The following is a 10,372-nucleotide window of genomic DNA, read 5'->3' as shown; positions in this document are numbered from 1 at the left end:
GGTGCAGGACAACTTCGTCACCCAGTGGGGCGACCCCAACGATGACGACGCGGGCGACAAGAGCAAGCTGCGCTCGCTGGGCAGCGCGAAGGCCACGCTGCCGCCGGAATTCAGCCGCCCGATCGACCCGGCCTTGCCGTGGACGCCGTTGACCGACGGCGACGTGTACGCACCGGAAGTGGGTTTCTCCGAAGGCTTCCCGGTGGGGCGCGATCCGGCCAGCGGACGCGAATGGCTGATCCATTGCTACGGCATGGTCGGCGTGGCGCGCGACGTGGCACCGGAAACCGGCAGTGGCAGTTCGCTGTATGCGGTGATCGGCCAGGCACCACGCCGGCTGGATCACAATCTCGCCATCGCCGGCCGCGTGCTGCAAGGCATGCCGCTGCTTTCCGCGTTACCGCGTGGCGCCGAACCGATGGGCTTCTATGCCCAAGCGGCGCAGCGCGTGCCGATCACCTCGGTACGGCTGGCCGCCGACGTGCCCGCCGCCGAGCGCGTACCCATCGAAGTGCTGCGCACCGACAGCCCCACCTTCGCCGCCCTGATCGATGCGAAACGCCACGGCCATAACGCGTTCTATCCCACGCCCGTGGGCAAGCTGGACGTGTGCGGCATCGAGGCGCCGGTGCGCGAGGCGAAGCAGCCACGCGCCCAAGCCCATAAGGAGCGTGACCGCTAGACCTTGTGGGAGCGACTTCAGTCGCGATGCTTTTTGCTTGAGGCCCCGAGGCAAGAGCATCGCGGCTGAAGCCGCTCCCACAGGTTCCGATAACGGCCTGCGGGGTGCTGATGTTGAGCTTGGGTGGCGACGTGTTGTTCAAGGCCTGCTAAAGACTGGCCGGGCGACGTGCGGAGGTGTTGCGGGGGAGCGTGGAGCCCATGGGCGGATTTGAACCGCCGACCTCTCCCTTACCAAGGGAGTGCTCTACCCCTGAGCTACATGGGCGAATGGGCGCGCATTCTATTCAGGTAGTTCGGGGAAATCCAGAGAAAAATTAAAGGGTTGGGAAAACGCTTTGCCGTGGGAGCGGCTTCAGCCGCGATGCTTTCGTATGGGTCTATGCCAGAAGCATCGCGACTGAAGTCGCTCCTACAGGTCCGCCAGGCGCTTCACACCTGCTTGTAGATCACCGAGCCCTCGTCCCTGAAGCGTCCGGCCTGTTCGGCGAAGCCGGCCTCGATGGCCTTCTGCTCGTCGGTCAGGCCGTGCTCGGCGGCATAGTCGCGCACTTCCTGGGTGATCTTCATGGAGCAGAACTTCGGTCCGCACATGGAGCAGAAGTGCGCAACCTTGGCCGATTCCTTCGGCAGCGTCTCGTCGTGGAAGGCGCGCGCGGTGTCCGGGTCCAGGCCCAGGTTGAACTGGTCCTCCCAGCGGAACTCGAAGCGCGCCTTGGACAAAGCGTTGTCGCGGATCTGCGCGCCCGGGTGGCCCTTGGCGAGGTCGGCGGCGTGTGCGGCGATCTTGTAGGTGATGATGCCGGTCTTCACGTCATCCTTGTTCGGCAGGCCGAGGTGCTCCTTGGGCGTGACGTAGCAGAGCATGGCGCAGCCGAACCAGCCGATCATTGCGGCGCCGATGCCGCTGGTGATGTGGTCGTAGCCGGGGGCGATGTCGGTGGTCAGCGGGCCGAGGGTGTAGAAGGGCGCCTCGTCGCAGCATTCCAGCTGCTTGTCCATGTTCTCCTTGATCATGTGCATCGGCACATGGCCCGGGCCTTCGATCATGGTCTGCACGTCGTGCTTCCAGGCGATCTTGGTCAGCTCGCCGAGGGTTTCCAGCTCACCGAACTGTGCGGCGTCGTTGGCGTCGGCGATCGAGCCCGGACGCAGGCCGTCGCCCAGCGAGAAGCTGACGTCGTAGGCCTTCATGATTTCGCAGATCTCTTCGAAATGCGTGTACAGGAAGTTTTCCTGGTGATGCGCCAGGCACCACTTGGCCATGATCGAGCCGCCCCGGCTGACGATGCCGGTGACGCGCTTGGCGGTCAGCGGCACGTAGCGCAGCAGTACGCCGGCGTGGATGGTGAAGTAGTCCACACCCTGCTCGGCCTGTTCGATCAGGGTGTCGCGGAACAGCTCCCAGGTCAGGTCCTCGGCGATGCCGCCGACCTTCTCCAGCGCCTGGTAGATCGGCACGGTACCGATCGGCACCGGCGAGTTGCGGATGATCCATTCGCGGGTTTCGTGGATGTGCTTGCCGGTGGACAGGTCCATCACGGTGTCCGAGCCCCAGCGGATGCCCCAGGTCAGCTTGGCCACTTCTTCTTCGATGGAGGAGCCCAGCGCCGAGTTGCCGATGTTGCCGTTGATCTTCACCAGGAAGTTGCGGCCGATGATCATCGGCTCCAGCTCCACGTGGTTGATGTTGGCCGGGATGATGGCGCGGCCCCGGGCGACTTCGGAGCGCACGAACTCGGGGGTGATTTCCTTCGGAATCGCCGCGCCGAAGCTCTGGCCCTTGTGCTGGGCGTCCAGCAGACCGGCTTCGCGGGCCTCGGCCAGCTTCATGTTCTCGCGGATGGCGACGTATTCCATCTCGGGCGTGATGATGCCCTTCTTCGCGTAGTGCATCTGGCTGACGTTGTGGCCGGCCTTGGCGCGACGCGGGTTGCGCACGTGGGCGAAGCGCATGGCGGTCAGTTCGGCGTCGTTCAGGCGGCGCTGGCCGAACTCGGAGGACAGGCCCGGCAGCTTCTCGGTGTCGCCGCGATCCGCGATCCAGGCGCTGCGCACATCCGCCAGGCCCTGGCGCACGTCGATGGTCACGCTCGGGTCGGTGTAGGGGCCGGAGGTGTCGTAGACGGTGACCGGCGCATTGCTTTCGCCGCCGAAGGCGGTGGGGGTGACATCCAGGCTGATCTCGCGCATCGGCACGCGGATGTCCGCACGTGTGCCCTGGACATAGACCTTGCGCGAACGCGGGAAGGGCTGGACGGATTGCTGATCGACGCGGGCGCTTTCGCTCAGGTGCTGGGTGGTGCTGCTCATCGGCGGTTCCTCGGCTGGATGTCGGAGTGAACCTGACGAGCGGCGCGGAGATCCGGCGGGGTGAACACCGGGAGCGGTGTCCAGAGGTCCGCTGAGGCGGACACATCTTGTTCCCTACGCAGGCGCTAACCTGATCAGGTTCAACGGGATCCGGAACTCTCCGATCTCAGCCCACGATTCTGGGCACCCCGACAAGAACTGCCGGGGAGTCTACGCAAGCGCCGGCATAAACTCCAATGCCGGCGCGTCATGGCCATTGACCCCCGACGACCGACCCACATAGCCTTGCCGATCTTCAGGCATTCAGGAACGAACATGCTGCGCAGACTCACTCTCGCGTTTGCCATCTCCGCCGGCTTGCCCGCGCTGGTCATGGCCCAGGAGCCTTCCCGGAGCGATCTGCTGGACGTCTATCAGCAGGCCGTGGAGAACAACGCCGACCTGGCGGCGGCGCGCGCCCGCTACCAGGCCGTGCTGGAGCGCATTCCCCAGGCCCGCGCCGGGCTGCTGCCGCAGTTGTCGGCCGGAGCCTCCTATACGGACACCGACTCCGAGGTGGACACCGCCTTGCGGGGCCGCCAATCAGTGGGCGCCAGTGCCCTGGTGTATCAGGCCACCCTCAGCCAGCCGTTGTTCCGTGCCGATCGCTGGTTCCAGCTGCAGGCGGCGCAGGCCAGTGGCGAGCAGGCCGCCCTGGAGTTCTCCGCCACCCAGCAGGACCTGATTTTCCGGAGCGCCGAGGCCTATTTCGCCGTGTTGCGCGCCCAGGACAGTCTCGCCGCCGTGAAGGCCGAGGAGGCCGCGCTCAAGCGGCAGCTGGATCAGGCCAACGAGCGCTTCGAGGTCGGCCTGTCCGATCGCACCGATGTGCTGCAGGCGCAGGCCGGCTACGACTCGGCGCGCGCCGGTCGCCTGCTGGTCGAGCGCCAGGTGCGGGATGCCTTCGAAAATCTGGAGGCGCTGACGGCGCGTCCCTACCAGCGCCTGGACGGCATTCGCCACAGCCTGCCGGTGCTGGCGCCGGTGCCCAACGAGGCCAGCCAATGGGTGGAGACCGCCGCCCGCCAGAACCTCAACCTGCAGGCCAGTCAGTTCGCCGTCCTCGCCGCCGAGGAAAGCCTGCGCCAGCGCCGCGCCGGACATGCGCCGACCCTGGATGCGGTGGCGCAGTACCAGACCGGCGACAACGATGGGCTGGGTTTCAGCAATATTCCGGGCGAGGGCCTGGCGCGCTACACCGGTGACGCCTCGCGCACCAGCATCGGCCTGCAGCTGAACATTCCCTTGTTCAGCGGCGGCCTGACCACCGCGCAGGGTCGCGAGGCGCAGCAACTGCTGGGCCAGGCCGAGCAACAACGCGAAGGCCTGCGCCGCCAGGTGGTGCAGAACACCCGCAACCTGTTCCGCGCGGTGAACACCGACGTCGAGCAGGTGCAGGCGCGTCGCCAGGCGATCATCTCCAGCCAGAGCGCGCTGGAAGCCACCGAGATCGGCTACCAGGTGGGCACGCGCAACATCGTCGACGTGCTGGATGCCCAGCGCCTGCTGTACGCCACGGTGCGCGACTACAACAACGCCCGCTACGACTACATCCTCGACAACCTGCGCCTCAAGCAGGTCGCCGGCACCCTCAGCCCCGCCGATCTGCGGGCGCTGTCCGCCTACCTGCAGCCGGACTACACGCCGGATCGCGACTTCCTGCCACCGGACCTGGCGCCCAAGCGGCAGGGCCCGGCGCAGCTGTAGCCGGCGAGCGAGAAATCGGGATTCCCTGTGGGAGCGGCTTCAGCCGCGATGCTTTGGTGGGGCTGCCGTCGCGGCTGAAGCCCCTCCTACAATTTGCCGCCTGGCGGAATGGCACCCCTGTAGGCGCGGCTTCAGCCGCGATGCTGTTGGCAGGGTCTCCCTCGCGGCTGAAGCCGCTCCTACGAATCCTGTGTCTGTGGCAAAACGGCAAGCGCCCTACGCCTGTCCTTCGCGCAACTCGCTGAAGCGGCCGAGCTGGCGCTCGATCAGCGCCGGGTAGGGCGGCAGCAGACTTTCCACGCAGTAGGCGCCTGGCGGATTGCTGGTCGGGCGCAGGCGCGCGCGTTCGCGAATCGGCGCGGCGAGCCCCAGCTGGGCGTCGGTGAGCAGCAGCGTGCGGCTGTGCTGGGCCAGGGCCAGGGCGTGCTGGGCCGGCTCGCTGAGCAGCAGGTCACCCTGGCCGATGCGCTCCGGCAAGGCCCCGCCGCACAGGCTGAGCTGCAATTGCGGAACCTGCCCGGTATCGGCCATCTGCAGCTGCAGCGAATGGCCGAGCGCGCGCAGCAACTCGCCGCAGCACAGCGCATGGCCCAGGTAGTCCTCGTCGTGGCGCTCGTGAAACAGCACCAGGCTGCTGCCGTCGCGCAGGATGTGCAGTTCACCCTGATAGAGGCTGCTGGCCTGTTCCAGACAGTGCCGATAGCGGTCCAGCAGATCGACCAGGCGCTGGCGGGGCAGGCGGCGCAGCTGATCCTGCTGGCCGAGTTGCACGGCCAGCACGGCGCAGGCGCCGGTGCCCGTCTCGGCAGCGGCGAAGGGGGCGGGCACGGTGGGCGCCGCGTCGAACGCCACCTCGTCCAGATCAAGGAACGGATCGTCCTCGTCCAGGCTGTGGGCCATGGCGCGGCGCGGTGGTGCGCTGCCGGGTTCGGGTTGCCAGGCCGGTTCGAGTTCAGGCTCGTCATCCAGGATCAGCTCCGGGTCCGTTTCCGGGTCCAGGTCCTGTTCGGGCTCGGGCTCGGGCTCGGGGAGCGGGGCCAGGCGTGCTTGCAGCGAACGCGCCAGCTCGCCGATCTCGTCCTGGCGCCGCGCGCCGGGCGCCAAGCCTTGCGGATCGTGCACCCAGTGGCCGAGCGCGGTCAGCGGACTGGCCAGGTTGCGCCCCACCAGCAACGACAGCCAGAGCGCGGCGGCGAGCAGGATCAGGCTGAGCAGCGCCATGCTCTGCAGGCTGACGCTCAGCGGCTGGCGGAAATACTGCATGTCCAGGCTGATGCGCAGCTGACCGGCGAGCACTTCCTGGAAGGTGATCGGCGTGGCGAACAGGCCGTCTTCGGCATCGGCGGGGCGGCTGCCGGCCTCGGCGAGGATGCGGTTGTCCGTGCTGTACACGGCGGCGTGGGCCACCAGCGGGTTCTTCACCAGATTGCCCAGCAGCACGTTGAGGCTGAGGATGTCGTTGGCCACCAGCAGGCTGGTGGCCGCGGCGGCGGTCTGGGTGCTCAGGGTCTGGCCGACCACGCTGGCCTGCTGCTGGGTGGTCTGGCGCAACTGGTTGCCGATCACCCAGGCGTACAGCAGCAGCACCAGGGCCACCATGCCCAGGCACAGGCCGGTGATGCGCAGGGGGACGGACAGGGTACGGCCGCGCAGGGCGTCGAACAGTCGCAGGAACAGGTTGTCGGGTCTCACGGGCCGCGCGTCTCGGCGATGAAGGTCGCGGGAGTATACGGAATGCCCGGAGGCAGCCAAAGCATCCCGGCGTGAAATGTGTCAAGGCCAAATGCCAGTATTTTCGCGGATCGAGCAAGGCGGCGCGCCGGGACAGGGCATACCTTGCCGGCGCTTGGGGTAGAATGCGCGCCTTTCCGTTGCCCTTCGTCATGGGAGCTGCGCCTTGCGCGAAATCGTCCTGATCAACATCACCGGGGAAGACCGCCCCGGGCTGACCGCCGCCATCACCGGAGTGCTGGCCCAGGGCGGCGTGAACATCCTCGACATCGGCCAGGCCGTGATCCACGACACCCTGTCGTTCGGCATCCTGGTGGAGATGCCGGATAACGAGCGCGCCTCCGCGGCGCTCAAGGACGTGCTGTTCACCGCCTACAAGCTGGACCAGCAGGTGCGCTTCACGCCGGTCTCCGAAGCCGATTACCAGCATTGGGTGAACGGCCAGGGCAAGCCGCGCCACATCGTCACCCTGCTGACCCGCCAGGTGACCGCCGAGCAGCTGCACCGGGTCAGCGCCATCACCGCCAAGTACGACCTGAACATCGACCATATCGATCGCCTGTCCGGGCGCATGCCGCTGGACATGCCGGCCGAGCGCGGCAAGGGCTGCATCGAGTTCTCGGTGCGCGGCGAGCCGGCCGATCCCGATGCGCTGCGCGCCGAGTTCCTCAGCGTGGCCCAGGAGCTGAATGTCGACATCGCCTTCCAGCGCGACTCGCTGTTCCGCCGCAACCGCCGCCTAGCGGTGTTCGACATGGACTCCACGCTGATCGAAGCCGAGGTGATCGACGAGCTGGCCAAGGCCGCCGGCGTCGGCGAGCAGGTGGCGGAGATCACCGAGCGCGCCATGCGCGGCGAGCTGGACTTCCGCGCCAGCTTCAAGGAGCGCCTGGGGCTGCTCAAGGGCTTGTCCGAGGACGTGCTGGTCGAGATCGGCGCCGGCCTGCGCCTGACCGAGGGCGCCGAGGTGCTGTTCGCCGAACTCAAGCGCCTGGGCTACAAGACCGCGATCCTGTCAGGCGGCTTCAGCTACTTCGCCAAGCAGCTGCAGGCCAAGCTGGGCATCGACTACGTGTTCGCCAACGAACTGGAAATCGTCGACGGCAAGCTGACCGGCGTGGCCATCGAGCCGATCGTCGACGCCCAGCGCAAGGCCGACCTGCTGCGCCAGCTGGCGGAGAAGGAAGGCCTGAGCCTGGAGCAGACGATTGCCGTGGGCGACGGCGCCAACGACCTGCCGATGCTCGGCCTGGCCGGTCTCGGCGTGGCGTTCCGCGCCAAGCCGCTGGTCAAGCAGTCGGCCAAGCAGGCGATTTCCACCCTGGGCCTCGACGGCATCCTCTATCTGCTCGGCTTCCGCGACCGCGACGGTCAGGAGTAGTACGGACCCGGTGGGAGCGAATTCATTCGCGAGTTTCTAGGTGTGGCCTGCACGAAAAGCTCGCGGACAAGTCCGCTCCCACGGCTGCATCAACCCAGCCGCTGATCCGGCGCATACGGCGTCGGATCGATCGAAGGCTCGCGCCCCAGCATCAGGTCCGCCAGCAGCCGGCAGGACGCCGGCGCCAGCACCAGGCCGTTGCGGAAGTGCCCGCAGTTCAGCCACAGCCCCGGATGGCTGTGCAGTTCACCGATGTACGGAATACCGTCCGGCGAGCCGGGACGCAGGCCGGCCCAGTGGCCGACCACCGGCGCGTTCGCCAATTCGGGCAGCAGCTTGGCGGCGGTGGCGCGCAGGCTGTCCAGGGCCTCCTCGGTGGTGGACTTGTCGAAGCCGCAGTATTCCAGCGTGCTGCCCACCAGGATGTGCCCGTCACGGCGCGGGATGGCGTAACGGCGGCCCGCCAGCACCATGCTCGGCAGGAAGTCGGCGGCACACTTGAACAGAATCATCTGTCCGCGCACCGGCTCGACCGGCAATTGCAGGCCCAGGGTGCCGAGCAGCTCGCCGCTCCAGGCGCCGGCGGCCAGCACCACCTGGTCGGCGCGAAACTCCCGCGTCGCCGTGCGCACGCCGACCACCCGCCCGCCTTCCTGCACGAAGCCCTGTACCGGCTGCTGGCTGTGAATCTCCACATTGGCCAGCCGCGCCAGCGCGCCGCGCAACGCCTTGAGCAGACGCGGATTGCGAATGTTGGCCACCCCCGGCATGTACAGCGCGCGCTGGAAGCGATCGGCGAGCGCCGGAATGCGCAGCCGCACCTCATCGACCGGCACCCGCGCCAGGCTGCGCTCGAAGCGTGCCGCCCAGGCCAGCGCCTGTTCCTCGTCCTCGACATCCAGCCAGTACAGGCCGGTGACATGCAGCTCGGGGTCGACCCCGCTGTCCTGCAGCAACTGGGCGGCCAGCGCCGGATAGGCATCCTGCGCCTGCAGGGCCAGCGCCTGCACCGCCGGCGGATAACGCCACGGATACAGCGGCGAGACGATACCGCCACCCGCCCAGGACGCTTCGCGCCCCGGTTCGCCGGATTCCAGCAGGGTGACGCGCAGGCCCGCGCCGACCAGCTTGTAGGCAGTCAACAGGCCGATGATGCCGGCGCCGATTACCAGAACGTGTTGCACATTTCTCTCCTTGGGCGATTCAGCGAAGTGATCTGCTTGACTGGCCGGAGCCATGGTCTAACAAGGACGGGTCGGTCAGGAAGCCGACATGATATTGGGATTAGCAAGGATTCGCTCATGGACTATGAACGGCAGCGTGCCTTCACGCTGGTGGAACTGATGATCGCGCTGGCGATCCTGGTGGTCGCCATCAGTCTGGCTGCACCCTCGATGACACAGTTGTACCGCAAGCACCGGCTCGACACGTATCAGGCTGAACTGATGCGCCTGATCATTCAGGCTCGCCAGGATGCGCTGATCAACCAGCGCCGGGTCACCCTGTGCGCCCTCGACAGCCAGGGGCGCTGCGTCAGCATGAAGGCCGGCGTGCTGAGCAGTTTTGTCGACGGCAACGGCAATCGGGTGCTGGACGCTGGCGAGGCGCTGCTGCAGACCCTGGCCATTCCGAGCGATGTGCAGGCGGACTGGGTGGGGGCAAAGCCCATGCATTCGCTGCACTTCAGCGGGCAGGGCACTACCTACCTCAGCAACGGCACGTTCACCCTGTGTCACCAGGCGGGTTTGAACCGTTACGGCAAGCTGGTCATCAGTCGCCAGGGGCGGGTGCGTGCGGAGCGACACGAGCAGAGTTGCCCGCTGGGCTAGCCGGCTGGGGCGGTAGCCCTGCTTTGTGCGTTTTGCGACGTTGTCTGCAAATTCATGTATTTGCTCGACCGTTTGCCCACGATTTCACACCAGCCATCGGTACCCCGATTGTCACGCCGGGAGGGCTTGCAGACACTGCGCTCGATTCTTCAGGCGAGGCGGGTCATGCGATTCAACCAAGGCTTCACCCTCATCGAACTCATGGTGGCCATCAGCTTGCTGGCGGTATTGGCCGCTTTGGCTGCGCCGGCGATGGGTGACTTCATTGTTCGCCAGCGGGTTGTCAGCCAGGCAGGCGATCTGGCCCTGGCCATGGCGCTGGCGCGCTCCGAAGCGATCAAGGGCGCGACCAGCATCGCGGTGATTCCGGAGACGGCCAGCCCGAATGGCTGGGCGGATGGCTGGTGCGTTGCCCCGGCGACTGTGGCGAACTGCGATGACGCTGCGGTGCTGCGCCGGTTCTCCGACCGCAGCAACGTGACCATCACCAGCGCTGCCCTGGCCAGCCCTTACAGGATCCTGTTCCTGCGCGATGGCACGCGCGGTGTCAGCAGCGGCCGTCCGCGTTTCAAGGTGTCTTCCCCGCAACTGCCGGCCGCCGGCCAGGACGCCCGCTGCGTGCTGCTCACCCAGCAAGGCCGCACCGAGGTGTCGGCCGCCACCCGAGACGCCAACTGCCCGCAATAAGGTA

The 10,372-nt window shown here is 67.1% G+C and carries 8 protein-coding genes, 1 tRNA gene and 1 riboswitch; of the genes, 5 read left to right on the top strand and 4 right to left on the bottom strand.

The features are described 5' to 3' along the window. Positions 1–682 (top strand): peptidylprolyl isomerase (locus VL129_RS10125; RefSeq protein ID WP_325412680.1); only part of this gene is annotated, 682 nt, incomplete at its 5' end. 192 nt (positions 683–874) lie between these two features. On the opposite strand, the gene VL129_RS10120 is transcribed toward VL129_RS10125, so the two are convergent. Beyond that, positions 875–949: transfer RNA gene (locus VL129_RS10120), tRNA-Thr, on the bottom strand. 164 nt (positions 950–1,113) lie between these two features. Next, positions 1,114–2,994 carry a phosphomethylpyrimidine synthase ThiC gene (gene thiC, locus VL129_RS10115; protein WP_325412677.1) on the bottom strand — a complete coding sequence of 627 codons (1,881 nt, stop codon included), beginning with the start codon at positions 2,992–2,994 and terminating at the stop codon, positions 1,114–1,116. 94 nt (positions 2,995–3,088) lie between these two features. Continuing rightward, a riboswitch (TPP riboswitch) is annotated at positions 3,089–3,195 on the bottom strand. 114 nt (positions 3,196–3,309) lie between these two features. On the opposite strand from thiC, the gene VL129_RS10110 reads away from it, so the two are divergent. Continuing rightward, positions 3,310–4,740: a TolC family outer membrane protein gene (locus tag VL129_RS10110; protein WP_325412675.1), complete on the top strand. Its 1,431-nt coding sequence runs from the start codon at positions 3,310–3,312 to the stop codon at positions 4,738–4,740. Between the two features lie 216 nt (positions 4,741–4,956). Here the strand turns inward: VL129_RS10110 and VL129_RS10105 are convergent, their stop codons facing one another. Continuing rightward, entirely contained in the window at positions 4,957–6,432 is a 1,476-nt protein-coding gene (locus VL129_RS10105) for a histidine kinase (protein WP_325412673.1), read from the bottom strand. 205 nt (positions 6,433–6,637) lie between these two features. On the opposite strand from VL129_RS10105, the gene serB reads away from it, so the two are divergent. Continuing rightward, on the top strand, positions 6,638–7,852 hold the full coding sequence (serB, locus tag VL129_RS10100; RefSeq protein ID WP_325412671.1) for a phosphoserine phosphatase SerB: 1,215 nt from the start codon (positions 6,638–6,640) through the stop codon (positions 7,850–7,852). Positions 7,853–7,941: 89 nt separating this feature from the next. On the opposite strand, the gene thiO is transcribed toward serB, so the two are convergent. Then, positions 7,942–9,036, bottom strand: a complete 1,095-nt coding sequence (gene thiO, locus VL129_RS10095) for a glycine oxidase ThiO (protein WP_325412669.1) — start codon at positions 9,034–9,036, stop codon at positions 7,942–7,944. Between the two features lie 117 nt (positions 9,037–9,153). Here thiO and VL129_RS10090 point away from each other — a divergent pair, with 117 nt between their 5' ends. Both VL129_RS10090 and VL129_RS10085 read left to right on the top strand, forming a co-directional pair. After that, a complete protein-coding gene (locus VL129_RS10090; protein ID WP_325412667.1) occupies positions 9,154–9,681 on the top strand; it encodes a GspH/FimT family pseudopilin in 528 nt (175 codons plus the stop codon). 165 nt (positions 9,682–9,846) lie between these two features. Continuing rightward, the gene (locus VL129_RS10085) at positions 9,847–10,368 is read left to right on the top strand and encodes a GspH/FimT family pseudopilin (protein WP_325412665.1); all 522 of its coding nucleotides are present in this window, start codon (positions 9,847–9,849) and stop codon (positions 10,366–10,368) included. Positions 10,369–10,372: the final 4 nt, after the last annotated feature.

The sequence above is a fragment of the Pseudomonas sp. genome (assembly GCF_035497915.1).
Lineage (GTDB): Bacteria > Pseudomonadota > Gammaproteobacteria > Pseudomonadales > Pseudomonadaceae > Serpens.
Note: the sequence above shows the minus strand (reverse complement) of the source record. Positions and strands in the feature narration are given on the sequence as shown.

What these genes read in the sequence shown, in the direction of transcription:
- thiC (WP_325412677.1), bottom strand. Translation starts at nt 2,994, where the DNA reads ATGAGCAGCACCACCCAGCACCTGAGCGAAAGCGCCCGCGTCGATCAG.
- VL129_RS10110 (WP_325412675.1), top strand. Translation starts at nt 3,310, where the DNA reads ATGCTGCGCAGACTCACTCTCGCGTTTGCCATCTCCGCCGGCTTGCCC.
- VL129_RS10090 (WP_325412667.1), top strand. Translation starts at nt 9,154, where the DNA reads ATGGACTATGAACGGCAGCGTGCCTTCACGCTGGTGGAACTGATGATC.
- VL129_RS10085 (WP_325412665.1), top strand. Translation starts at nt 9,847, where the DNA reads ATGCGATTCAACCAAGGCTTCACCCTCATCGAACTCATGGTGGCCATC.